Annotated in this window: 7 protein-coding genes; 5 read left to right on the forward strand and 2 right to left on the reverse strand. The window is 74.5% G+C overall.

Translation table 11 applies throughout. The features are described 5' to 3' along the window. Positions 1 to 4 precede the first annotated feature (4 nt). Complete coding sequence (locus ACFWBQ_RS35230; RefSeq protein WP_385506894.1) at positions 5 to 2,116, reverse strand: B12-binding domain-containing radical SAM protein; 2,112 nt, start codon at positions 2,114 to 2,116, stop codon at positions 5 to 7. 292 nt (positions 2,117 to 2,408) lie between these two features. On the opposite strand from ACFWBQ_RS35230, the gene ACFWBQ_RS35235 reads away from it, so the two are divergent. Genes ACFWBQ_RS35235 through ACFWBQ_RS35255 form a run of 5 tightly spaced genes read left to right on the forward strand, consistent with a single transcriptional unit; the run spans position 2,409 to position 21,342 of the window. Further along, complete coding sequence (locus ACFWBQ_RS35235) at positions 2,409 to 17,063, forward strand: amino acid adenylation domain-containing protein (RefSeq protein WP_385506898.1); 14,655 nt, start codon at positions 2,409 to 2,411, stop codon at positions 17,061 to 17,063. A gap of 14 nt (positions 17,064 to 17,077) precedes the next feature. Then, positions 17,078 to 17,302, forward strand: a complete 225-nt coding sequence (locus ACFWBQ_RS35240; protein ID WP_385506900.1) for an MbtH family protein — start codon at positions 17,078 to 17,080, stop codon at positions 17,300 to 17,302. Beyond that, positions 17,299 to 18,258 (forward strand): ATP-binding cassette domain-containing protein, encoded by a 960-nt coding sequence (locus tag ACFWBQ_RS35245; RefSeq protein ID WP_385506904.1) that lies wholly within the window; start codon positions 17,299 to 17,301, stop codon positions 18,256 to 18,258. The genes ACFWBQ_RS35240 and ACFWBQ_RS35245 overlap by 4 nt, the downstream gene beginning before the upstream one ends. Beyond that, the gene (locus ACFWBQ_RS35250; RefSeq protein WP_385506920.1) at positions 18,255 to 19,010 is read left to right on the forward strand and encodes an ABC transporter permease; all 756 of its coding nucleotides are present in this window, start codon (positions 18,255 to 18,257) and stop codon (positions 19,008 to 19,010) included. Before ACFWBQ_RS35245 ends, ACFWBQ_RS35250 begins: the two co-directional genes overlap by 4 nt. A gap of 10 nt (positions 19,011 to 19,020) precedes the next feature. After that, positions 19,021 to 21,342: a lantibiotic dehydratase gene (locus ACFWBQ_RS35255; RefSeq protein ID WP_385506936.1), complete on the forward strand. Its 2,322-nt coding sequence runs from the start codon at positions 19,021 to 19,023 to the stop codon at positions 21,340 to 21,342. 27 nt (positions 21,343 to 21,369) lie between these two features. Here the strand turns inward: ACFWBQ_RS35255 and ACFWBQ_RS35260 are convergent, their stop codons facing one another. Beyond that, on the reverse strand, positions 21,370 to 26,976 hold the full coding sequence (locus ACFWBQ_RS35260) for an SDR family NAD(P)-dependent oxidoreductase (protein ID WP_385506945.1): 5,607 nt from the start codon (positions 26,974 to 26,976) through the stop codon (positions 21,370 to 21,372). Positions 26,977 to 26,980 lie beyond the last annotated feature (4 nt).

Consider the following 26,980-nt stretch of genomic DNA (forward strand, 5'->3'; position numbering starts at 1 on the left):
AGCATCAGGTCCCCGTCTCCAGGCGTCCGCAATAAGGGGAAGCGTCAGTGACGACGTCCACCGCGCGTACGACCACGACCCCCAGGGCCACCAGGTGGTCCAGGAGGCTCACGTCGACCGTGTCGTCGTGGTCAGGGTCCGACTCCGCGTACTCCTGGATCTCGGCACGCAGACCGGCGGCGGACATCGGGCCCTCTCCTAGACGGCGCAGGACGAACTCCTCCGCACGGCTCAGGGGGTACAGGGCCGAGGCCGCCCTGTCGACGGCGATGGTCAGCGTCATGCGTGACACCTCGAAGACGGGGCGCGCGCCCTGCGCGGCGGGGTCGTCGAAGTGCACGGCCCCGGAGTTGGTCACATGGACCCGCTGCAGTTCGCAGTCGGGGGACAGGGCGACCGTCGCCTCGCCCGGTACGGTCTCCGACGGGGTCGCCGGTTCGCCGGCGGCGGCGAAGAACCGGCGGAACGCGTCCGGGCCCACATCTGCGTTGTACAGGATGTCCTCCGGCACGTCGATCAGGGCGACCTCCGGGTAGAGGCGCTGGATCCGTTCCATGGCCGCCGCGCCGTCCGACACCTCCTGCGCTTCCGTGTGCCGGAAGTCCAGGTGGTACCAGCGCTTCTTGGGGTTGCCGAGGACGATGATCCCGTACTTCTCGGGGGTGTCGGCGATGGGAGCGCCCTTGAGCAGCCTGAACGTGCCCACGTCCGCACGGGCGATGACGTGCCGGTGGTCGCGGACGAACCGGTAGGTGTCGTCCGCCTCCTCCGCCGTCTCGGACGGGAAGCCGCTGAACACCCCGGCCTCCACGGAGATCCCCGCCGAGCTGCACATGCGCAGGATTTTCGACATGCGCTGCCGGTCGGTCCCCTTGACCATCGCCTCCAGCACGCGTTCGTTGGCGCTCTCCATCCCCATGTACAGGCGCACGCAGCCGGCCCTGCGCATGGTGGCGAAGAGTTCGTCCGTCATCCCCTTCTCGAAGCGGGCCACGCCGTGCCATTTGATGTCCGTGCCGCGGGCTATCAGGGCTTCGGATATCTGCTTCAGGTGCAGGGGCAGCATGACGTCGGACTCGAACGAGAACACGCTCTCGCCGGTGGCCTGCCGGATGGTGGCGACGTCCTCGGCGATGAGATGCGGCGAGCGCATCCGGTACGGCGTCATCTTGATGAACGCGTAGTTGCAGAAAGCGCATTTGTTGAAGTAGCAGCCGCGCGTGGGCATCAGACAGATGATGCGCTTGGGCGCGAAGTAACGGTCCATCGGCATCATCGTGAAGTCCGGCGTGGGCGACCAGTCCAGATCGAGCTGGTAGTGGTCATCGAGCTGGCTGACGACCCTGCCGTCCACGTACCGGACCATGTTGACGACGGCGGAGAGGTCGCGCTTGCCGTGCAGCGCGTCGACGAAGTGCAGGAACGTCTCGTCGGCCTCACCGACGAAGAAGGAGTCCAGCCAGCGTCCGAACCGTCCGTCCGCCATCAGCACCTCCTTGCCCCAGGTGATCACCGGGCCGCCGAAGGTGAGGTGGATGCCCGGATCCGCTGCGCGGATGCGGTCGGCCAGGATGAACGCGGGTATCAGCTGGGAGAAGTACGGGACGGATATGCCGATCACTTTCGGGGCCGCGGCCAGCAGCGACGGAACGGTGGTCGTCTCGAAGTACCGGGCGAGCGGGCCCGCGTCGGTCCGGACGGCTGCTTCGATCTCCTCGTAGGAGTCGTAGGAGCTCGGCGAATAGGAGTACTTGCCGAACCGGACCCGCGGATGCGATGCCGAGAGCAGGTCGCCGGCGAGGTGGAACAGGCGCTTGGCGAACAGGAGCTTCATCGGGTCGTAGAAGTCGACCGGGTCGCGCAGAATGGCGCGCGCCGCGTCGATGTCGGCGATCAGTTCCGCCGCCGTGTCGCTCGTCCGACCGGAAACGTTCTCGCGGTGCAGCGCCTCGGCCAGTGCGTCCGGTCGCCAGAGATCGTCGAACGCCTCGAGGTTCACGTCGCGCAGTGACACCTCCTCGTAACCGCCCCGCTTCAGGACCGCACCGAGCAGCGGCAGGGCGCCGTAGGGCAGTGAAGGATCAGCGGCAGGGGGAAAAACGATCGTGATGTTCACGAGGTGCTCCGCGTCGGCGAGGAGGGCTGAGACGGAGGCACATACCCCGCGTCGGAGCGTAGCCCACGCACTGCGCCGGGCCAACTGCCATGATCGTGCCCGTTATTGAAGTGAGATTCAGTCAACCCCCTTTGTGTGTGCGGCTATCTGTAGCGGTCAAGATCTTGTGGGAGCGCTTCGGGAGGTGGAACCATGTGCCTCCGCACGCGGGGTCGGGAACGGGCGTGCCGTCGTAGGGCTGAGGGGATTCGGCGTGCGGCGGAAGAGCAAGGGGGACCGGGGGTTGGTGGCCATGACGGGTTGGAGTACTCCGGCCTCCTTCGACCAGGAGCGGGTGTGGTTCGCGAGCCGGCTGGATCCGGACTCCCCGGCATTCAACGTCGCCACCGTCGTGCCGCTGTCCGGTGTCGCGCTCGGCGCCGGAGATGTAGCAGCGGTTCTGCGTACCGTCGCGCGGCGCCACGAGGCCCTGCGGACCTCCCTGGCGGAGGCGGTGGACGGCTCGCTCCACCAGACCGTCCACGAGCACGCGGAACTGACGGTGGACGAGGAGGACCTGCGGTCCCTGGAGCGGGCGGCGGCCGGCAGGCGGACCGAGGAACTCCTCGCCGAGCTGGCCGCGGCGCCCTTCGACCTGACGCGGGCCCCGCTGATCCGCGCCCGGCTGGTCCGCCTCTCCGAAGCGGACCGGCTGCTGCTGGTGGTGGTCCACCACAGTGTGTTCGACGCCGCCTCGGTGGCCCTGCTGGACCACGAGGTCACCGAGCTGTGCCGGGCGGCCGCGGAGGGCCGCCCCGCCGAGCTTCCGCCGCTGCCCGTGCAGTACGCCGACTACGCGGCCTGGCAGCGCTCCCGTTACGACAGCGGTGAGTTCGAGCCGGACCTGGCCTACTGGCGGCGGCGGCTGGCCGGGCTGCCGCCGGTGCACGCCCTGCCGCTGGACCGGCGGCGTCCCCCGGTCCGGAGCAACACCGGTGACACCGTGCGGTTCGCCGTGCCCGAGGAGGTCGGTGACGCGGTGGCCGCGCTCGCGCGGCGCGGCGGCACCACGCCGTTCACGGTGCTGCTCGCGGCGTTCACGGCCCTGCTGGCGCGTACCTCGGGCAGTACGGACGTGGTGGTCGGCGTTCCCGTGTCCGGGCGCGTCCTGCCCGAAGTGGGCGCGCTGATCGGCATGTTCGTCAACACGGTCGTGCTGCGCACCGACGCGTCCGGGAACCCGACCTTCGGCGAGCTGGTGGCCCGTACCCGCGATGCGGTGGCCGACGCGCTGGAGCACTCCCAGCTGCCGTTCCAGAAGCTGGTCGAGGAGATCTCACCCGAACGTGACCCCAGTGTCTCCCCGCTCTACCAGATCGCGTTCAACTACCTGCCCGACTCCGGCAACGAGCTGGTCGACACCGGCACCGCGAAGGATGAGCTCGTTCTGGAACTGGGCCCGCGGGAGGGGCGGCTGAGCTTCCGCACCGACCTGTTCGACCGCCGCACGGCCCAGGCCCTGGCGGAGCGCTACGTCAGGTTACTGGCCGCTGCCTCGCCGGAGACCCGGCTGGCGGACCTGCCGCCGGCCGGCGCGGAGGGGGAGCGGGCCCGGCCGGCGGACGGGAGCCGGGGCCCGTCCCGGGAGCTGCCGGCCGGGCTGGTGCCGGAGCTGTTCCAGGCCCGGGTGGCCGCGAGGCCCGGGGCCCCGGCGCTGGTCGACGCCGACGCCTGCCTGAGCTACGCCGAGCTGAACAGCCGCGCCAACCGGCTCGCCCGGCTGCTCGTCCGGCGCGGTGCGGGTCCCGAGCGGCGGATCGCGCTGGTTCTGCCGAGGTCCGCGGAGATGATCGTCGCGGTGCTCGCGGTGTTCAAGGCCGGCGCCGCCTACGTACCGGTCGATCCGGACCTTCCCCGGCTCCGCCGGGAGTTCCTGCTGACCGACTCCGCGCCCGGGCTCGTCCTCACCCTCGCCGCAACGGCGGACCAGGACCTGTCCGAGGCCCCGGTGTTGGTGCTGGACGACCCGGCCGTGCTCGCCGAGCTGGCCGGGGCCGACGACGCCGACCTCACCGACGCCGACCGGACGGCCCCGCTGCGGCCGGCCGGCCTCGCCTATGTGCTGTACACCTCAGGGTCGACCGGCCGGCCGAAGGGCGTGGCGGTCCCGCACACCGGGCTGAGCAACCTCGCCCACGCGCACATCGAGCTGCTCGGCATCGGGCCGGACGACCGCGTGGCCAACCGGTCGGCCTGGTCCTTCGACATCTCGGTGCTGGAGCTGCTGTCGACGTTGCTGGCCGGTGCCGCACTGATCGTCACCCCGCACGAGCCGGCCCTCCTCGGTGCGGAGCTGGCGGACTGGCTGCGCCGGTACGCGGTGACGCACCTCCTCGCACCCACACCGGTCGCGGCCACCCTTCCGGCCGGTGCGCCGCCCGCCCTCCGGGTGGTCTTCGTCGGCGGCGAGGCGTGTCCGGCCGAGCTGGTCGCGCGGCTGGGCGCCGACGTGTCGTTCGTCAACGGGTACGGCCCGACCGAGACCACCGTCGTCGCCACCACCTGGCCGGGCCGGCGGCAGCCGCCGACCGCGGTCGCGCCGATCGGGCGACCGCTGCCGAACACCACCTGCTACGTGCTGGACGACCGGTTGCGCCCGGTGCCGCCCGGGGTCCCGGGAGAGCTGTACGTCGCCGGCCCACACGTCGCCCGCGGCTACACCGGCCGGTTGGGCCTGACCGCCGAGCGGTTCGTGGCCGACCCGTTCGGGGCGCCGGGCACACGCATGTACCGGACCGGGGACCTGGTGCGCCGGAACCACGACGGCGACCTCGAGTTCCTCGGCCGGACCGACCGGCAGGTGAAGGTCCGCGGCTACCGGATCGAACCGGGCGAGATCGAGACGGCGCTGACCGAATGCGCCGGTGTGCGGCAGGCCGTCGCGGTGGTGGCGGCCGACCCGCCGCGGCTGATCGGCCACGTGGTGGCCGAGCCGGGGGCCAGGCCCGACCCGGAGGCGCTGCGCGAGGAGCTGGCCGCGGTGCTGCCCCGGCACATGGTGCCGGCGCAGATCACCGTGCTGGATGCGCTGCCGCTGCTCCCCAACGGCAAGATCGACCGCACCGCGCTGCCCACCCCGCCCCCGGCCCGGTCCGGTCCCGGCCGCCGGCCCGCGACGGAACGGGAGAGGGTGCTCTGCGCGGCCGTGGCACACGCCCTGCACCTGGACGAGGCCGGCGCCGACGACGACTTCTTCCAGCTGGGCGGCGACAGCATCTCGGCGATCACCCTGGTGGCCAGGGCGCGCGCCACCGGGCTGCGGATCACCGCACGGCAGGTCTTCCGGCACCGCACTCCCGCGGCACTGGCCCAGGTCGCCACCCGGGTGGCCGACAGAGCCCCGGCCGGTGGCGAGCCGGCCCCGCTCGTACGCCTGGACGCCGCCGACCGGGACCGGCTGGCCGCTCGTCACCCCGGCCATCACGACGTACTGCCGCTCTCGCCGCTGCAGCAGGGATTGCTCTTCCACGCGCAGTACGACGAGCAGGCGCCCGACGTCTACACCGTTCAGCTCGTCCTCGACCTCTCCGGCCGGCCGGACGCCGGCCGGCTGCGCGCCGCCGGGTCCGCACTGCTGCGCCGGCACCCCAACCTGCGCGCGGCGTTCTGGACCGACGGCACCGAACCGGTGCAGGTCATTCCGGCTCCGGGTCCCATGCCCTGGCAGGAGCTGGATCTGCGTCCGCTCGACGCCGGCCGGCAGGAGGAGGAGATACGTTCCTTCCTGGCCGCGGACAAGGCACGCCGGTTCGACCTGTCCGCACCGCCGTTGATCCGGATGTGCCTGCTGCGACTGACCGACGACCGACACCGCCTCGTCCTCACCAGCCACCACATCCTGATGGACGGCTGGTCCGTGCCGATGCTCCTCGACGAGCTGCTCACCGGGTACGCCGGGGGCCCGGAGCTTCCGCCGCCGCCCGCCTTCCGCGACTACCTCACCTGGCTGGCCGCGCAGGACCCGGAGCGGTCCGGGGCGGCCTGGCGGCGGGCCCTGGACGGAGCGCGCCCGTGCACCGTGGCACCGGGCGAGGCCGTGACCCGGCGCCCGGTCACGCCGGAGCGGGTGGACGTGACGCTCTCCGCGGAGGAGACCACCGCGCTCTCGGCCGCGCTGCGCGCCACCGGTGTCACCCTCAACACATTGGCGCAGACGGCCTGGGCGGTGGTGCTCGGCCAGCTCACCGGCCGTGACGACGTCGTCTTCGGCGGTTCGGTGGCGGGTCGTCCGCCGGAGGTCCCCGGCGTCGACCGCATGATCGGCCTGTTCACCAACACCGTGCCGGTACGGGTCCGGCTGCGGCCGCGGGAAACCCTGACCGCCCTGCTCAGGCGCGTCCAGGACGAGCAGTCCGAGCTGCTGGCCCACCAGCACACGGCCCTCGCCGACATCCAACGCGACAGCGGCGGCGACCTGTTCGACACGATGACGACGGTCGAGAACTACCCCGACGCCGGACAGCTCCTGAACGGGGGCGCCGCGGCGCACGCCGGCGACGCGGACGGCCTGCGGCTGACCGGGGCGACCGTCGACGACGCCACCCACTACCCGCTCAGCCTCACCGTGGTGCCCGGCCCGCGACTGCTGCTGCGTCTGGAGTACCGGCCCGACCTGTACTCCGCCGCCGAGGCCGGGTCGATCGCCGCCCGGCTCCGGGGCTTCGTCGCCGGTGTGACCGGCGGCCCGGAGACGCCGGTCGGCCGGCTGGCGCTGGCCGACGCGGTGGAACGATCGGCGCTGCTGGCCCGGGCGGCCGGTCCGGTCCGGCCCGCCGGCCCCGTCGAAGGACCCGCCGACCTGGTGGCCCGGTGGGCCGCGGTCGCGGGCGACCGCACCGCGGTGACCGACGGCGACACGGTCCTCGGCTACGCGGAACTCGACCGGCGGGCCGACCGCCACGCCCGGCTCCTCGTCGCGCGCGGCGCCGGGCCGGACACCGTCGTCGCGCTGGCGCTGCCCCGGTCGGCCGAGCTGATCGTGGCGGCGCTGGCCGTGGCCAAGGCGGGCGCCGCGTTCCTGTGGGTGGACCCCGGTCTGCCGCCGCTCCGGCAGGCCCGGCTGGTGTCCGGCGCGAAGGCGCTGCTCGCCGTCACGGCCGCGGGCCACGGCGAGGCGCTGCCGCCCGGCCTGCCGGTCCTGGACCTGGACGCTCCGGACCACCGGGGCGGCGCGACGCTCCCGGCCCGGCCGCACCCCGACCACCTCGCCTACGTGCTCCACACCTCGGGGTCCACCGGAACCCCCAAGCCGGTGGCCGTCACCCGGCGCGGCACGCACACGATGGTCCGTGCCCAGCTGAGCCGCTTCGGGCTCGACGCCGGGAGCCTGATGGCGCAGCTCGCCCCCTGGAGCTTCGACGCCGCGGTGTCCGAATGGCTCACGGCCATGGCGGCCGGCGCCGCCCTCGTGCTGCCGCCCGCGGGGGAGCCCCTGGTCGGCGAGGCACTGGCGCGCTGGATCGACACGGCCCGGGTGACGCACGTACAGCTCACGCCCGCCGTCCTGGCCACGTTGCCGGAAGGCTCCCTGACCGGGGTGCGCACCCTGGTCGTCGGCGGCGAGTCCTGCCCGCCCGAGCTCGTGGCCCGCTGGTCGCCCGGCCGGCTGATGATCAACGCGTACGGTCCCACCGAGGCGAGCGACACGGTGACGCTCGCCGACTGCCGGCCGGACGGCTCCGGCGCGAGGGTGCCGATCGGCACCCCGGTGACGAACGCGGTGGTCCACGTGCTCGACGCCGCGCTGCGGCCGGTCCCGCCCGGCACGCCCGGCGAGTTGTACGCCGCCGGCCCCGGCGTGACACGCGGCTACCTGGGCCGCCCTGCCGACACCGCGGAGCGCTTCGTGGCCTGTCCGTTCGGGCCGCCGGGCGCCCGCATGTACCGCACCGGCGATCTGGCGCGCTGGACCGCCGGGGGTGAGCTGGAGTTCCTCGGCCGGGCCGACCGGCAGGTGCAGGTGCACGGCGTCCGTATCGAACCGGCCGAGATCGAGGCCGCGCTGGCCGCCTGCCCCGGTGTCGGCCAGGCCGCCGTGCTCGCGGTGGGCGAACCGCCCCGGCTGGTGGCGTACGCCGCACCGGGTGCGGGCCAGGAACTGCCGTCGCCCGCCGACCTGCTCGGCCGGCTCGCCGAGGTGCTGCCCCGGAACCTGGTGCCTTCGGTCGTGGTCCCGCTGACCGCGCTGCCGCTCAACCGCCACGGGAAGGTCGACCGGCACGCGCTGCCGGACCCGGGGGCGCCGCGCCGCGGTGCGCCCAGGGAGCCGGGCACCGAACGCGAACGGGTGCTCTGCGCCGCCGTCGCCGACACCCTCCGCCTGGACTCCGTGGGCCCGGACGACGACTTCTTCGGGATCGGCGGCGACAGCATCTCCTCGATCCAGCTGGTGGCCCGGGCGCGGGCGGCGGGGCTGCGGCTGACCGCCCGGCAGATCTTCGAGCACCGGACGGCGGCAGCGCTGGCGGCGGTCGCCTCCGCCCTACGGGCCGAGGACGACGCGGACGTGGCGGTCGGTCCGATGGAGGTGTGGCCCATCGCCGCCTGGCTGCGCGAACGCGCGGCGCCCCTGGACGGCTTCGCCCAGTCGACCGTGCTCGGCACCCCCGCCGGCACCACCCAGGAGCAGCTGCTGGCGGCGATCGGCGCGCTGCTCGACCGGCACGACGCGCTGCGGCTCCGGCTGCTGCGGCCGCGGTGGACCCTGGAGATCGCCCCGCGCGGCGCGGTGTCCGCGACCGACTGCTGGCGGCGCGTCGACGTGCGGGGGCTGGACCGGGAGGCCCTGCGTGCCGCCATCGACGCCGAACGTGCCGGCGACGGGGGCGGGTTCGACCTCGCGGCCGGTGTGGTGCTGCGGGCGGTGTGGTTCGACGCCGGTCCGCGGGAGTCCGGCCATCTATTGCTGTGCGTCCATCATCTGGCCGTCGACGGATACTCCTGGCGGGTGCTGGTGCCCGACCTGACGGCGGCCGCCGACCTGGCGGCGGCCGGGAAGCCGGTGCGGCTGCCCGCGGTGGGCACCTCGCTGCGCCGGTGGGCGCGGCTCCTGCACGAGCAGGCCGGCGGACCGCGGGCCCGCGCAGAACTGCCGTACTGGCTCCGGGTCACGGCGCCGACAGCGGCCCCGGCGCTCGCCCGGCGGCCGCTGGATCCGGCCCGGGACACCTACGGCCGGGCCCGGTTCCGTACCTGCGTCGTCCCCGCGGAGCTGACCGCCGAACTGCTGACGACGGCCCCGGCCGCCTTCGGCGGCACCGTCCAGGACCTGCTGCTGACCGCACTGGTCATGGCCGTCGCCGAGCACCGCCGGGGGCACGGGGAACCGGACGACGGCAGTCTGCTGGTCGACGTCGAGGGCCACGGCCGCGAGGAGATCGCCGAAGGCGTCGACCTCACCCGTACCGTGGGCTGGTTCACCAGCATGTATCCGGTGCGGCTGCGGCTCGGCGAGCGGGACCCGGCCGAGCTGTTCGACGGTGGTCCCGCGGCCGGCCGCGCCGTGAAGCGGGTCAAGGAGCAACTGCGCTCGGCGCCCGACGGCGGTCTCGGCTACGGCATGCTGCGCTACCTCGACCCCGGCACGGCCGCCGCCCTCGCGGACCGAGCCGCTGCCGAGATCCTCTTCAACTACCTGGGCCGGTTCGACGGGCCGTCGGACACCGGTGCGTGGAGCCCGGCGGTGGAATCGGGAGGGCCGGCCGGCGGGCTCGACCCGGACATGGCCATGCCGCACGTCATGGAGCTCAACGCCATGGTGACCGGCGGCCCTTCCGGGCCCGCCCTGGCGGCGACCTGGTCGTGGGCCCCCGGCGTGCTCGACGACGCGACCGTCGCCGCCCTGGCCGACGGTTGGCAGCGGGCGCTGCACGCGCTGTGCGCGCACGTGCGGACGCACGGCGGCGGACGTACCCCGTCGGACTTCCCGCTCGCCCGGCTGGACCAGGAGGAGGTCGACCTGGTGACGCGTGAGCAGCCGGACGTCCGGGACGTCCTGCCGCTCACGCCGCTGCAGGAGGGCCTGCTCTTCCACAGCGGCTACGACGACGGCCCCGACCTGTACACGATGCAGCTCTACGTCGACCTGGTCGGCCCGGTGGACGCCACGGCCGTGCGGCGGGCCGGCCGGTCGATGCTGCGCCGGCACCCGAACCTGCGGGCCGCGTTCCGCTGGCAGGGTCTGCGCCGCCCGGTCCAGGTGATCACGGACCACGACGACTTCGCGTGGCACGAGACCGACCTGAGCGCACTGGGCGAGGCAGCGCGCCGAACGGAGCTGGACCGGCTGCAGGCCGCCGACCGCGACCAGCGGTTCGACCTCACCCGGGCGCCCCTGATGCGGATGGCCCTCGTCCGGCTCGCGCCGGACCGGCACCGGCTGCTGGTGACGCACCACCACACGCTGATCGACGGCTGGTCCACACCGCTGTTCGTGCGGGAACTCCTCACACTGGCCGCCGACGGAGGGGATACGGACTCGCTGCCGCCGGTGCGCCCGTACCGCGACTTCCTCGCCTGGCTCGACGGCCAGGACACGGAGGCCTCCGTCGCGGTCTGGGCCCGGGTGCTGGCGGAGCTGGACGGCCCCACCCTGGTGGCAGGCGACCGCGGCACGCGGCACCTGCCGGTCCGCCCGGGGGAGCTGACGGCCGAACTGGACGCGGCGGCCACCGCCGCCCTCACCGCGGCGCTCCGCGAGCACGGGCTGACCCTGCACACCGCCGTGCTCGGCGTATGGGCGACGGTGCTGGCCCGCCTGACCGGCCGCGACGACGTGGTGTTCGGAGCCACGGTGTCGGGCCGGCCGGGCGAGCTCGACGGATCCGGCGAGATGCTCGGACTGTTCATCAACACGGTGCCGGTGAGGGTCCGGCTGCGCCCGGGCGACACCGTCGCCCGGCTGTTCCGGGAGATCGCCGCCGGCCAGGCGGAGCTGCTCGCCCACCACCACGTGCCGCTCAGCGAGATCCAGCGGGCGGCCGGGCACGACGCGCTCTTCGACACCGCCGTGGTGGTGGAAAACTTCCCGGCCGGCGCGGAGGACGACACCGGACCGGCGGGCGCCCCTCAGGTCTCCGGGGCGGGCGGCTACGACGCCACGCACTACACGCTGGACCTGACCGTGGTGCCGCACGAGCGGCTGCGGATCGTCCTGCGCCACCGGCCGGACGTCTTCGAGCGGGACGCGGCGGCGGCCGTCCTCGACCAGGTGGTGGAGCTGCTGCGCGCCGCTGTGGCCGAACCGGAGGTTCCGGTGGGTCGGCTGGGGGCGCCGGCCGGTGCCGAACGCTCCCGTCGGCTCGCCGCGGGCGCGGCCAGGCCATGGGCCGGCGATTCCCCGCTGCCGGCAGGAAGCCTCCTGCCGGACCTGTTCGAGGCCCGGGCCGCCGCTTGTGCCCAGCGCACCGCCGTCGCCGACGGCGACCGCTCCTACAGCTATGCCGAACTCAACGCCCGGGCCAATCGGCTGGCCCGCCTGCTGGTCGCACGCGGAGCCGGACCCGAGCAGATGGTGGCCGTGGCGATGCCGCGATCCGTGGACGCGGTCGTCGCGGTCCTGGCGGTGGCGAAGACCGGCGCCGCGTTCCTTCCCGTCGACCTGGACTACCCGGCGCGGCGGGTGGCGGTCATGTTCGCCGACGCGCGGCCGCGCCTGGCGGTGGCCACCGCCGCGACGGCCGGGTCGCTGCCGGCGGGGGTCGCGCCGCTGCTGCTCGACGAGGTGCTCGCCGGACCGGTGTCTGCCGGCCCGGCGGACACCGACCCCACCGACGCCGACCGCATCGGTCCGCTGCGGCCGGAGCACCCGGCCTACGTACTGTTCACCTCGGGCTCGACCGGAACGCCCAAGGCGGTCGCCGTCACCCATGCCGGAGCGGCGAACATGGCGGCCGTGCAGATCGACCGGTTCGGCGTGGACGCCGACTGCCGGGTGTCGCAGCTCGCGTCCTGGAGTTTCGACGCGGCCGTGTCCGAGCTGTGCACCGCCCTGCTCTCCGGGGCCACACTGGTGCTTCCCCCGCCCGGCACCGTGCTCGCCGGCGAACCCCTCGCGCACTGGATCGAGCAGAGCAAGGTCAGCCACGTCCAGCTGACGCCCGCCGTCCTCGGCACCCTGCCCGACGACGCGCTGGCCGGCGTCGGCACGCTCGTGGTCGGCGGCGAGGCGTGCCCGGGGGAGCTGGCGGAACGCTGGTCCGCCGGACGCCGGATGATCAACACGTACGGGCCGACCGAGGCGGCCGACACGGTGACCCTCGCCGACTGCGGCCCCGCAGCGGGCGCCGCCGTCGCTCCCATCGGTCACCCGGTGCCGCGCGTCGGCGTGTACGTGCTCGACGCCACGCTGCAGCCGGTCGCCGACGGCGCCGCCGGCGAGCTGTACGTCACCGGCGCCGGGCTGGCCCGCGGCTATCTCGGCCGGCCCGCGCGCACGGCGGAGCGGTTCCTGGCCTGCCCGTTCGGGGAGCCCGGCGAGCGGATGTACCGCACCGGCGACCTGGCCCGCCGACGGGCGGACGGCCGGCTGGAGTTCCTGGGGCGCGCCGACCAGCAGGTGAAGATACGCGGGGTGCGGGTGGAGCTCGCCGAGATCGAGGCCGCCGTCACCGCGCTGCCCGCAGTGGCACGGGCGGCCGTGGTCGTCCGCGAGGACCGGCCCGGTGACACCCGCCTGGTGGCCTACGCGGTACCGGCGCCCGGCGCTCGGCTGGACGGGGCAGCGGCGCGGCGGAGCCTGGCCCGGGTGCTGCCGCGCGCCCTCGTGCCGGCCGCCGTGGTGGCACTCCACGAGCTGCCCGTCACCCCCAACGGCAAGCTCGACCGCAAGGCGCTGCCCGTGCCGCCGTCCGCCGCGGCCGGCACCCGGACGGCCCGTACCCCGGCAGAACAGGTGCTGTGCGAACTGTTCGCCGACGTGCTGGGCGTGCCCGCGGTCGGTGCCGACGACGACTTCTTCGATTTCGGGGGCCACTCCCTGCTGGCCACCCGGCTGATCGGCCGGGTGCGGGACGCCCTCGGTGCGGACGTGGACATCCGGGCGCTGTTCGAGCACCCCACCCCGGCCGCCCTGGCGGCGGAGCTGGCCGGCCGCGAAGGCGGCCCGGTACGCCTCCGGCCGGAACCGGCAGCCCGGCCGGCGCGGCTGCCGCTCTCGTACGGGCAGCGGCGGTTCTGGTTCCTCAACGAGCTCGCCGGCGGCGCCGTCAACAACAGCATGCCGCTGGCGCTGAGGTTGCCCGGCGGCGCGGACGCCACGGCGCTGCGGCACGCCCTCGACGACGTCGCGGCCCGGCACGAAAGCCTGCGCACGGTGTTCCCCACCGGGCCCGACGGCGTCCCCCACCAGCACGTGTCGGCCGACGGCCGGGCGCCGCTGAGCACCCTCGAGTGCGCCCCCGAGGACGTGCCCGCCGCGATGGCCGCGGCGCTCGGCCGCGGCTTCGACCTCGCCACGGAAACCCCGCTGCGCGCCCACCTGTTCACCACCGGCCCCGGCGAGGCCGTCGTACTGCTCGTCCTGCACCACATCGCCGGCGACGGCTGGTCGCTGGGCGTCCTCGCCGACGACCTGTACACCGCGTACGAGTCCCGGCTGGCGGGCCGCGCCCCCGCGTGGCCGCCGCTGCCGGTCCAGTACGCCGACGTCACGCTGTGGCAGCGCGGCCTGCTCGGTGCGCCGGACCGGCCCGACAGCCTTCACGCCCGCCAGCTGGACCACTGGCGCCGCGCGCTCGCCGGCCTGCCCGACTGCACCCCGCTCCCGACGGACCGGCCACGCACCGCCGCGACCGGCGACCACGGCGGCACCGTCACCCACGGTGTCGACGCCGACCTGCACGCACGCCTGCTGGGTGTCGCCAGGCGCACCGGGACCACCCTGTTCATGGTGCTGCAGACGGCGCTGAGCGCCCTGCTGACCCGGCTCGGCGCGGGCACCGACATCCCGGTCGGCACGCCGGTGTCCGGCCGCGGCGACGCGTCCCTGGACCGGCTCGTCGGATGCTTCGTCAACTTCCTGGTGCTGAGGGCCGACACCGGCGGCGATCCGACGTTCCGCCGGCTGCTGGAGCGGGTGCGGAAGGCGGACCTGGCCGCCTACGCGCACGCGGACCTGCCGTTCGAGTCCCTGGTCGAGGCGCTCAACCCGGCCCGGACGCCGGCCCGGCACCCGCTGTTCCAGGTGGTGCTGTCGCTGCAGACGGCCACGGCGGCGGACGGCGGATTCGAGGAGCTGCCGGTCGAACCGGCCACCGCCCAGTTCGACCTGTTCTTCGAAGTCACCGAGCGGCGCGGAACCGACGGCGCACCGCAGGGCCTGGACTGCCACCTCGGCTACCGCGGAGATCTGTACGACCGCGACACCGCGCAGGCGTTCCACCGGTGGTTCGGACGGCTGCTGCACGCCATGGCCGCCGACATCGACCAGCCCGTCGGCCGCCCGCGGCTGCTCACCGAGGCCGAGCACCGGCTGCTGCTCCAGGAGTGGAACGCCACCGGGACCCCGGCGGCGCCGGACGTCCTGACCGCGTTCCGGCGGCAGGTCCTGCGCACCCCGGAGGCCGATGCCGTCATCGGCGAGACCGGCACGCTCAGTTACACCGGTCTCGACCGCCGGGCCAACCGGCTCGCGCACCATCTGACCGGCCGGGGCGTCGGTCCGGGCGCGCTGGTCGCCCTGCTGCTGCCGCGGACCGAGGAGTTCCTGGTCGCCGTGCTCGCGGTACTCAAGGCCGGAGCGGCGTACCTGCCACTGGACCCCGACCACCCCTCCGACCGACTGCGTCACGTACTCGACGACGCCGCACCCGATCTGGTGCTGGACGCGGTGCCGGACGACGGCGACCTGGCCGCGGCCGGCTGTCCGGACAGCGACCCCGGCGATGCGGAGCGGCCGCCCCGGCCGCCGTCCGCATCCGACCCGGCGTACGTCATCTACACCTCGGCGACCACCGGCCCGCCCAAGGGCGTCGTCATCGGCCGGGGGGCGCTCGCCAACCTGCTCGCCGCCCTGCGCGGCATCCTGCGGCTGACCCCTCGCGACCGGATGCTGTCGGTGACCACCGCGGCCTTCGACATGTCGGTGCCGGAACTCTACGGCCCGCTGCTGAGCGGCGCCGCCGTCGTACTGGCCGGTCCGCGGACGGTCCGCGACCCTGCGGCGCTGGCCCGGCGGTGTGCGCAGGCCTCGGTCACCGTCGTGCACGCCACCCCGTCGCTGTGGCAGTCCCTGGCCGAATCCGTCCCCGAACTGCTGCCCGGACTAAGGAAGTTCACCGGCGCCGAGGCGCTGCCCGCCGGGCTGGCCGGCCGGCTGACCGGCCCCGGCGGGGAGCTCACCAACCTGTACGGTCCGACCGAGACCACCGTGTGGTCCACCGCGGCCCGCCTCTCCGGCCCGGTGGACGGACAGCCGATCGGCACCCCGCTGGCCAACACCCGGGCCTATGTACTCGACGAACGGCTGCGGCCGGTCCCGCCCGGGGTGACCGGGGAGCTGTACCTCGCCGGCGCCGGGCTCGCGAACGGCTATCTGCGCCGGCCCGCGCCGACAGCCGAACGGTTCACGGCCTGCCCGTGGGGGCCGCCCGGCGAGCGCATGTACCGCACCGGCGACCTGGCCCGCTGGACATCGGCGGGGCAGCTGGAGTACCGCGGCCGGGCCGACCAGCAGATCAAGCTCCGCGGGTTCCGGATCGAGCCGGGCGAGGTCGAAGCGGCCCTGGTCTCCCATCCGGACGTGGCCCGGGCGGCGGTCGTCGCCCGCGAGGACCGGCCCGGCGACCGGCGGCTGGTGGCCTACGTCGTGCCGGAGGCCGGCGGCGGAGTCGACCCGGCGGCGCTGCGCACGCACGCGGGCCGCGTGCTGCCGCCCTACATGCTGCCGAACACGATCGTCGCGCTCGCGGCGCTGCCTCGGACGCCGAACGGCAAACTGGACGGCCGGGCGCTCCCCGCGCCGGCGGCCACGCGCGCGGGCCTCGCCGCCCGCAGCCACCGCGAGGAATTGCTGTGCCAGCTCTTCGCCGAGGTGCTCGGCGTGCCGCGCGTCGGCGTCGACGACAACTTCTTCGACCTCGGCGGCCATTCGCTGCTGGCCGCCACGCTGGCCGGCCGGATCCGGGCCGAACTGGGCACCGAACTGGGCCTCGGCCTGCTGTTCGAGCACCCGACGGCGGGTGGTCTCGCCGCCCGGCTGGACGGCGGCGGCGAACGCGGACTGGGCGTGCTGCTGCCGATCCGCACCACGGGGAAACGGGCACCGCTGTTCTGCGTGGCGCCGATCGCCGGCCTCGCCTGGTGCTACACGGGCCTGCTGCGGCACCTGCACCCCGAGCGGCCGATCTACGGCCTGCAGTCCCGGCTCGCGGTTCCCGGCCGCCCGCTGCCCGGCTCGCTCGCCGAGGTCGCCGCCGACCACCTCGAGCAGATCCGCTCCGTACAGCCCACCGGCCCCTACCACCTGCTCGGCTGGTCGTACGGCGGGCTGGTGGCACACGAGCTGGCCGTTCGGCTGCGGCACGAGGGAGCGCCGGTCGGCCTGCTGGCCCTGCTCGACGCCCATCCGGTGGCCGACGGCGAACCGGACACCCCCGTCGACCCGGTGGCCGCGCTGCACCGCCTGCTGGGCCCGGACACCGCCGCCGGTCTGGCCGCCGACCTGGCCGGGGTGGTGGCCAACAACGCCCGGCTGGCCGGGGCGCACCGTCCCGGGTTCTTCGACGGGGACATCGACCTGTTCCACGCGACCGAAGAACCCGGAACGGCCCGGCCGACGGCCTGGACCGATCACACCACCGGTGACCTGCGCGTCCACCGGATCGCGTGCGCACACGACGACATGACCCGGCCCGAGCACCTGCGCCGGATCGGCGCCGAGCTCGACATCCGGCTGAGAACACAGCCCTGAAGGAGCAGAACATCATGACCAATCCGTTCGACGACGCCGAAGGCCGCTTCCTGGTCCTGGTCAACGACGAGGGTCAGCACTCGCTGTGGCCCTCGTTCGCCGAGGTGCCCGCAGGCTGGACGGTGGCGCACCCGGAGGACAGCCGCCAGGCGTGCCTGGACCACATCGAGACGCACTGGACGGACATGCGGCCCCGGAGCCTGGTGCGGTCGATGGAGGACGCCGGGCCGGCGTCGTGATCGAGGCCCGTGGTCTGTGCAAGACCTTCCGCAGCCGCAAGGTCAGCGTTCCGGCGGTACGCGACCTCGACCTGGACGTCGCCGAGGGGGAGATATTCGGCTTCCTGGGCCCGAACGGGGCCGGCAAGTCGACCCTGATGCGGATGCTGACCACGCTGCTGCCACCGGACGGCGGCGAGGCCACGGTGGCCGGCGCAGACCTGCGCCGGCACCCCCGCCGGGTGCGCCGGCGGATCGGGTACGTGGCACAGGGCCCGGCCACCTGGCGGCTGGTCACGGCCTGCGAGGAACTGGTGATGCAGGGGCGCCTGCACGGCATGTCGAAGGCGGCCGCCACCCGCCGCGCGGCCGAGGTCGTCGACGCGCTCGGCATGGCGGATTTCGCGGACCGGCAGTGCGGCACCTACTCCGGCGGCCAGCGGCGGCGGGTGGACATCGCCCTGGGCATCGTGCACGAACCGGTGCTGCTGTTCCTCGACGAACCGACCACGGGGCTCGATCCGGCGAGCCGCAGCGACCTGTGGCAGGAGGTGCGACGGCAGCGCGCCGCCGGCACCACGATCTTCGTCACCACGCATTACCTGGACGAGGCCGACGCGCTGTGCGACCGGGTGGCCGTCATGGATCACGGGACTGTCGTCGCGGTCGGCTCGCCGGCCGAGCTGAAGCGGGCCGTCGGCGGCGACGTGGTGACCCTGCGCTTCGCCGGCGAGACCGACGCGGCGACCGCCGCCGGGGTGCTGGGGCGGGAACCGGGCCTGCAGCAGGCCGACACCCGTCGGCACCGGCTCCGGCTGCACGTGCCCGACGGCACCACGGCGATTCCCGGCCTGCTCGGCGCGCTGCACGAGGCCGGCGCCGGACCGGTGGCCATCGAACTGCACCAGCCCAGCCTCGACGACGTCTTCATGGCCCACACCGGCCGATCGCTGGCCGACGAGGAGGGCCCGGAGTGATCACCTTGGCCCGGGAGATCTGGATCGTCTTCAACCGGTCCTTGCGGCTGAGCCTGCGCGAACCGCTCATGGTTCTGGTCGCGCTGGCCCCGCCCGTGTACTTCGTCGTGCTCTTCGGACCGCTGTGGGAGCGCTCGCTGGGCATGTCCCGCGACCAGTCCTACTCGGTGTTCCTGCCCGGGCTCCTGGTGGAGACCGCCGTGTTCGGCACCATCTTCGCCGGCGTGGGCCTGGTCAGCGAGATCCACGCCGGACTGCTGGAGCGGATGCGGGTCACGCCGGTCAGCCGGACGGCGCTGCTGCTGGGCCGGTGCGCGCGGGACATCTTCATGCTGCTCGTCCAGGGCTCGGTCCTGGTGGCCCTCGCCGTGCCGTTCGGCTTCCCGCTGCGGATCGGACCGCTGCTGCTGACCTTCGTACTGATGGCGTTCGTGGCCCTGGCGGCAACCTCGCTGTCGTACGCGCTGGCGACCGTCGTGCGGTCGGAGATGTCCCTCGCGGCCCTGGCCAACATCATCAATCTGCCCCTGATGCTGACGTCCGGCATCCTCATCCCGGTCGCCTATGCCCCCGAGTGGCTGCGCCGGGCCGCCGAGTTCAATCCGGTGCAGCACGCGGTGGTCGCGTCCCGGGCGCTGTTCGCCGGCACCTACAGCGACCCCTCGGTGGTCCGGGCACTGGTGATCGTGGTCCTCGTAGGGAGTCTTTCGGCCGCCTGGGCCGTCCGTCGTTTCACCCGCAGCATCCACTGATTGGGAGCCGGTGACCACCTTGTCCGATCATCTCGTCCCCCTGCCCGGCACCTCGTGGAGCGTGTGGCGGCACACCCTGGTGCGCTCCGCCGGGTTTCCCGCCGACGGCGTCGCCGCGTTCTGCGCCCCGGAGCTGGCCCGGACCGTGGACCGGTACCTGGAAGGTACCGGTGAAGCCGCCCGGGTCGACGCCGCGTTCGCCGCCGCGATGAGTGAACTGGGCCGGGCCGTCCACGACGTGTGCGCCGATCCGCTGTTCCGCCAGGCGGTCACCTGGCAGAATCCCGGGGCGCTCAGCTCCGTGGCCGGGGTGCTGCGCGACGGGCCCGGGGCGCGGCGGAACGAACGCCGCCGCCGCCGGGAGGAGATCGTCGCCAAGTACTGGCAGCGGTACTGCACGAAGAACGACACGATCGGCTTCTTCGGCCCGATGTGCTGGTCGACGGTGGACAACGGCGGTCCGCGGCTGGACCTTCGGCACGGGCCGGCGCTCGTCCGGGACACAGCGGTGCACTTCGAGTGGTGGGCGCTCGACGCGCTGGCGGCGCACATCGCGGCCGACGAACGACTGCGCCCCTGGCTGCCCGTGGCCAGGCAGCCGCAGCTGCATCTCGACGGCCGCCGACTGGTGTGGCCGAACCGGCCCGCGCAGGACCTGCCGGCCGGCGCCGCCGAGCTGGTGGCCCGCTGCGACGGGCACCGGCGGGCCGGCGAGCTCGCGGCCGAGCTGACCGCGGCCGGCACGTTCCGCCGCCCGGCCGACGTGTACGCCCAGCTCGACGAGCTCACCGCCGCCGGGGTCCTGCGGCTCGGTTTCGACCTGCCGATGGACCTCGGCGCCGAACGGCTGCTGCGCGAGCGGCTGGACAGCATCGGCGACGCCGGGGCCCGGGCGTGGGCGCTGGGGACGATGAACCGGCTGAGTGACGCCCGCGACGCGGTGGCCGCCGCCGACGGACCGGACGAACTCGCCCGGGCCATGGCCGTGTTGGAGGACACGTTCACCGGCATCACCGGCCAGGACGCCCGGCGGCGGCCCGGCGAGACGTACGCCGGTCGCACGCTGTGTTACCTGGACAGCGTCCGCGACCTGGACGTCACCGTCGGCGGGGACGTGCTGGCCCGGCTCGCCGGCCTGGCGCCGCTGCTGCAGTCGGCGCGCTGGCTGTCGGCCCGGATCGCGGCGGCGTACACGGCGGCGCTCACCGAGCTGTACCGCGAGCTGGCCGCCGACGCCGGCGGTGCGGAGGTGCCGCTGCGGGAGCTGTGGTTCATGGCCCAGGCGCTGGTCTTCGGCGACGAGCGGCCGGCGGACCCGGTGGTCGCCGACTTCCTGAGCCGGTGGACGGCGGTGTTCGGCCTGGAGGATGCCGACCCCGGCACCGCCGAACTGCGCTTCACCGCCGAGGAGCTCGGCGCCCGCGTCGCCGAGGCGTTCCCCGCCGAGCGGCCGGGCTGGTCCGAGGCACGGGTGCACAGCCCGGACGTGCACCTGTGCGCCACCGACGCCGAGGCGCTGGCCCGCGGCGACTACACCCTCGTGCTCGGTGAGCTGCACATCGCCTCCGCCGCGTTCGACACACAGTTCTTCGCGCTCGGGCACCCCGACCCGCAGGTGCTGCGCGACGCCCTGGCCGCCGACCTGCCGGACAGCCGGGTCCGTCTGCTGCTGCCGCACGACTGGCCGCGGCACTGCTCCCGCAACGCCTACTGGATGCACGGACCGCACGATGTGGAACTGGGCTTCGTCCCGGCCCCGGGGGCGGACCCCGACCGGCTCGTACCGGTCACTGCCCTGACCGTCGCGGACGTACCGGACGGGCTCGTCGCCCGGGCGGAGGACGGCCGGCGGTGGCCGATCCTCGAGGTCTTCGCGAACATGCTGGGCCTGCAGGCGTTCGACACCTGGAAGCTGGCCGGCACCGACGGCCACACGCCGCGGATCACGGTGGACGACCTCGTGCTCGTCCGCCGCACCTGGCGGTCCACAGTCGGCGCCGGCGGGCTGGCCGACGTCACCGGCGAGCAGCAGCGGTACACGGCGGCCCGCCGCTGGCGGCGGGACGCGGACATACCCGAGCAGGTCTACGTCCGGGTCGCCACCGACATCAAGCCGCAGTTCGTCGACTTCACCAGCCCGGTGTACGTGCGCCTGCTCTGCACCATGCTGCGCGGGGCCCGGGCGAAGGGCGGCGACGACGTGGAGGTGATCGTCACCGAGGCGCTGCCCACGGCCGAGCACGCCTGGCTGGCCGATGGGCAGGGCCGGCGGTACTCCTCCGAGCTGCGGCTCCAGATCATCGATCCGGAGCCGCCCGGCACCCGGCCCTGACCGCCGGGCCGCCCGGCCCGCTCCCGTTCAGTGCGGGCGCGGGCGGGGGAGGACCGGAATCGTCGTGGCCTCCGGAGCGGAGCGAGCCGGCGGCGTCACCGGCTCCGGCTGTGACAGCCCCACCTCGGCGATGCGTGCGGCCATGCCCGCGACCGTGGGGGCGTCGAACAGCGCCCGCATCGGCAACCGTACGCCGGTGGCCTTGCGGACCTGCGCGACCAGTTGCACGGCCACGAGCGAATTCCCGCCCAGCTCGAAGAAGTCGTCGTCCTCGGCGATGTCCTCCTCGCCGAGGACCGCCGACCAGACCCTGGCGACGGTGGCCGTCAGGTCGTCGCCGTCGGTCATGCCCGGGCCGGACGGTCCGGCGACGACCGGTTCGGGGGTCTCGCCGCGCAGCACGGCCAGGGCCCGGTCGGCCCGCTCGGCACTGCCGCGCAGCATGGCGTCGTACCGCCCCGGGGTGATCAGCACGTGTGCCGCCGGCGCCGCAGCCACCACCCGGTGGAGCGCTTCCAGACCGTCGGCGGGCATGATCGCCCAGGGGTCCGCGGGCTCGGCGTCCGGCGCCGCGGGTTCCGGCGTCGCGGCGACCGTCGCGCGTATCGCGTCCGGTTCGACGGCGCGCAGCATGAAGTCGGCGACCGTGACGAGCGGCCGTCCGCCGTCATCGGTGACGGCGAAGTCCCAGGAGAGGACCGCGGCGGTGTCGTCGTGCGCGCCGTCGCGCCACCGGTGCACCCACACCGCGGAGTCGAGCGGGGCGTGGATGCGCACGCGGCCGTAGCCGATCGGCAGCCGGGTACCGCTGCCGCCCGGCCCGACCGGCATGGTCGCCACGTCCAGCAGCGCGGGATGCAGCGGCCAGTCGGCGCCGTCCGCCTCGGCCGGGACCAGGCGGACGAGTTCCTCGTCGGCGCCGATCCATGCCTCGCGAAGGCATCGCCAGCGCGGCCCGAACGTCAGGACAGGGTTGCCGTCGAGCTGCTCGTCGAAGCGCTCGGCCTCCGCCGCCGACTCGGCGCACCGCCGGCGGACCGCCGCGAGGTCGACCGTCGCCGCGGCACCGTCCGGCCGGACCCACGCGGCGTGGCCGCGGGTGTGGGTGCGCACGGTGTCGTCGCGCACGCTCGACACGGTGAACTCCGCCCCGTCGGCGTCCGGCCGCAGTGCGACGCGGACCTCCGTCCGCGTGCCGTCGGCGGCGGTGATCGGCTCGGTGAACGCGATTTCGGACAGCTCCAGTTCGCTCTCCCCGTCCGGCGCGGGCCGCCAGGCCGTCACCGCCGCGCGGACGAGTTCGAGCTGGCCGGTGCCGGGCACCACGGGCACCCCGCCGATGCGGTGCTCGTCGAGCAGCCAGTGCTGTTCGGCCGAGACGGTGCCGCGGCAGTACGCGGGGGCGCCGCCGGAGGCCGGTACCAGCTCGGTCAGCACCGGGTGCGCGATCGGTACGGCTCCGGTCCGGCCTGGTGCCGCGGCGGCGGGGATCGCCACGCCGCCGGAGACGGCCGGTGCGCCCGGGCGATCGCGTGCGGTGGAGCGGGCGGCCATCCCGATCCGGGCCCAGGCGCCCCAGCCCAGCGACAGCACGGGGGCCGACCAGCCGTGCGCCGAGGCGGCGTAGGCGTCCAGGAAGGCGTTGGCGCCGGTGTAGTCCGTGTCGCCGATGCCGCCGACCACCGAGGACACCGAGGAGAACAGGACCACCGTGTCCAGGGGGAGGTCCCCGAACGCGGCCTGCAGGGCCGGTGGTCCGGCCAGTTTCGGGGCGAGCACCGCGCGTGCGGCGTCGAGCGTCTTGACCTCGAGCATGCCGTCGCCCGGCAGGCCCGCCGAGTGAATGATGCCGTCCAGCCGCCCGAACCGGGCCAGGATCTCTTCGCGGACCCGTCGCAGGGCGGCCGGATCGCACACGTCGGCGGTCACCGGCAGCACCTCCCCGCCCGCGGCCTCCATCCGCTCCACGGCAGCGACCGCGGCGCCGGCGCGGCCGGAGGTGCCGCGCAGCGCGGACCACCGGTCCCGCGGCGGGAGTCCGGAGCGGCCGAGCAGGACCAGCCGTGCCCGGAAGCGGCGGGCCAGGTCCTCCGCCACCGCCAGCCCGAGGCCGTCGTAGCCGCCGGTGACCAGGTAGACGCCGCCGGCATGCCACGGGCCGGCCCCGCCGTCCGGCAGCGGCACCCGGTCGAAGCCGCGTACCCAGAGCCGGCCGCCGCGCAGCGCCAACGGCCGGTCCCGGTCACCGCCGGGATCGCGCCACAGCGCGGCGACCAGCCGGTCCGCGGCGTGGCCGGTACGGGCCTGTTCGGTGTCGAGGTCGAGGTGGCGGGCGGTGACGGCGGACAGCTCCCGGTTGACGGCGAGCACCGCCCCGGCCACGGTCGCGTGCTCGGGGCGCCGCGCGTCGCCCCCGACGACGTCGTGCACCCCGGCGGTGACCACATCGAGGTGCACGGGGACGTCGGCGGCCTCGGCGGCCAGGGCCCTGGCCAGGCAGAGGAGGCTGAAGTAACCGTGCTCCTGGGCCGACCAGGCGGCCGCGACGCGGTCCTCGCCGGTCCCGGGAGCCAGTGCCCAGGCGTGTACGACCCGTACGCCTTCGGTGAGGACCCCGTCGGCCAGCAGGGTCCGCACCAGGGTGAGGTAGTCGTCCGGCTCGGTGGGGCGCACGGTGTGGACGCCGGCACCGTCGCGGGCGTAGCCGCTGCCGGGGCGCACCCGGGTCACCGCCGTCCCGGTCCGGGACAGCGCGGCGGACAGGCCGTCCGTGCCGTCCCCAAAGTCGAAGAGCACGCAAGCCGGGGCCGGCCGGGCCGTGGGGGTGGGGGCCAGCTGCCGCCACACCGGCACCTGGAACCACTCGGCCGGGTCGGCCGGGACCTGGTCGTCGGCGCCCGCGCCGGCGGTGTCCCCGGTCTTCGCGGGCGCGGCCCCCGGCGGGTCCGGCTCGATCCAGCAGCGGACCCTTTCGTACGGGTAGACCGGCAGCGGCATCCGGGCCGCCCGCTGCCCGAACGTCTCCGGGTCCAGCGGGAATCCGCGGGTCCACAGCGTGCCGGCGGCGGTGTAGCAGACGGTCGGGTCGTCGGCGGACTCGGTCGGTCCGGGCAGACTGGGCAGCACCAGCGCGTCGCGTCCGGTCTGCATCCGCACCAGTCCGGCGAGCTGCCGTCCCGGGCCGCACTCCACGAATGCCCATTCGCCGTCGGTCAGCAGGGTGCCGACGCAGTCCCCGAAGCGGACGGTGCCGCGCAGGTGCCGCGCCCAGTACGCCGGGTCCGCGGCGTCCTGTGCGGTGAACCAGGTGCCGGTGACGTTGGACAGGAAGGACAGTCGCGGGGCCTGCCGGGGTACCGCGGCCACGGCGGCGGTGAACTCGGCGAGGATCGGGTCCGTCATCGCCGAGTGGAAGGCGTGCGAGGTGCGCAGCTCGCGGCTGCGGACGCCGTCGGCCTTCAGTTCCGCGGCGAACTCGGCGACCGCGCCGACGGGGCCGGCCACCACGCACACGTCCGGCCCGTTCACGGTGGCCACCGACAGTCCGGCGGGCAGCCGCGGTGCCACCTGCTCGGCCGCCCGCTGTACGGCGATCATCGCGCCGGCCGGCAGGGCGTCCATCAGCCGCCCGCGCAGCGCGACCAGGCGCAGCGCGTCGGGGAGGTCGAACACCCCGGCGAGAGTGGCGGCGACGTACTCGCCGATGGAGTGGCCGACCATCGCGTCGGGGGTGTGGCCCCACGAGCGCCAGAGCTGGGCCAGCGCGTACTCGATCGTGAACAGCGCCGGCTGGGTGTACACGGTGCGGCGCAACTGCTGCTCGGCGGTCTCCCGTTCGGTCCGCGCGACCTCGGTGTCCGGACCGCTGCCGTCGGCGAACAGCACCCGCCTCAGGTCCAGGCCCAGTTCAGGGGTGAGGAGTTCGGCGCAGGTGTCGACGGTGTCGCGGAAGACGGACTCGGTGCGGTAGAGCGCCGCGCCCATACCGGCGTACTGGGCGCCCTGGCCGGAGAAGAGCCAGGCCAGCCGGGGGCGTTCCGGTGCGGCCTCGCCGGTCGGCCGGCGCTTGGCCGCCCTGAGCGCGGCCACCGCCGCCGTGCTGTCGGTGGCGACGACGGCCGTACGGTGCCGGTGCTCGCGCCGGCCGACCCGCAGGGTGTGCGCCACGTCCGCGATGGCCGGTTCGGAACGGTCGGCCAGGTGCGCGGCGAGTTCGTCCACGGCAGTGGCCAGGGCCTCGGGGGTACGCGCGGACAGCTGCAGCAGGTGCGCGGACCGCTCCGTCCGGGTGGCGGCCGGACTCGGCGCCTCCTCGAGGATGATGTGCGCATTGGTGCCGCCGATGCCGAACGAGCTGACACCGGCCCGGCGCGGCGTGTCACCGGTCTCCCACTTGGCCAGCGTGGCGTTGACGTAGAACGGACCGGTGCGGAAGTCGATGGCGGGGTTGGGTGTTTCGTAGCCGACGCTGGGCGGGATCATCCGGTGGCGCAGGGCCAGCGCCGCCTTGATGAGCCCGGCGGCCCCGGCGGCCTGGCTCAGGTGGCCCATGTTGGACTTGAGCGAGCCCAGGCCGCACCAGCCCCGGTCGCCGGCCTGCCGGCCGTACGCCTGCGACAGCGCCGTCACCTCGATCGGGTCGCCGAGGCGGGTGGCCGTGCCGTGCGCCTCGACGTAACTCACCGACCGGGGGTCGACCCCGGCCACGGACAGAGCCGTCGACACCACGGCGGCCTGTCCTGCCACGCTGGGCGCGGTGAAGCCCACCTTGCCTGCGCCGTCGTTGTTGATCGCGCTGCCGCGGATCACCGCGTGCACGTGATCGCCGTCGGCCAGAGCGTCGGACAACCGCTTGAGCAGCACCATGGCGCCTCCGGAGGCCCACACGGTGCCCGTCGCGCCGGCGTCGAACGGACGACAGCGGCCGTCGGCGGACTCCACCCCGCCCTCGACGTGCGAGTAGCCGCGGCCGAGCGGCAGCTCGATGGACGCGCCTCCGGCCAGGGCCAGGTCGCATTCGCCGCCCCTCAGCGACTCGCAGGCGGTGTGCACGGCGACCAGCGAGGTGGAGCAGGCCGTGTGCACGCTGACGCTCGGTCCGCGCAGGTCGAGGTGGTACGAGGTGGTGGTCGTGACGTAGTCGGCCAGGTTGGCGTTGGACAGGGCCATCGAGCCGTCCAGGGCGTCGCTCACGGCGCGGTTGGCGCCGAGATGCCGCCAGTAGTACCGGGTGGGACCGACCCCGCCGTAGACGCCGATGTCCCCGTCGAAGCGTGTGGCGTCGTAACCACCGTGCTGCAACGCGGTGTCCGCCAGTTCGAGGAAGAGCCGGATCTGCGGATCGGCCAGCTCCGCCTCGCGGCGGGTCATGCCGAAGTAGCCGTGGTCGAACGACTCGGGGTGGTCCAGGGAGGACACCACCGGCACGTACGACGGGTCGTCGACCGCCGCGGGAGACACTCCCGCGGCGAGCAGTTCGGCGCGCGGCACGGTGCGGGTCGACACCACGCCGTCGACCAGGTTGCGCCACAGGGCGTCGACGTCGGCCGCGCCGGGCAGACGGCACGCCATTCCCACGATCGCGATCGGTTCGGCGTCGCCATCGCCGCCGGGGGTGTCCTGCGGGGTCGTCATTTTT

This window comes from Streptomyces sp. NPDC060035 (assembly GCF_042736635.1).
In the GTDB taxonomy this organism is placed as follows: domain Bacteria; phylum Actinomycetota; class Actinomycetes; order Streptomycetales; family Streptomycetaceae; genus Streptomyces.

What these genes read in the sequence shown, in the direction of transcription:
- ACFWBQ_RS35240 (WP_385506900.1), top strand. Translation starts at nt 17,078, where the DNA reads ATGACCAATCCGTTCGACGACGCCGAAGGCCGCTTCCTGGTCCTGGTC.
- ACFWBQ_RS35260 (WP_385506945.1), bottom strand. Translation starts at nt 26,976, where the DNA reads ATGACGACCCCGCAGGACACCCCCGGCGGCGATGGCGACGCCGAACCG.
- ACFWBQ_RS35235 (WP_385506898.1), top strand. Translation starts at nt 2,409, where the DNA reads ATGACGGGTTGGAGTACTCCGGCCTCCTTCGACCAGGAGCGGGTGTGG.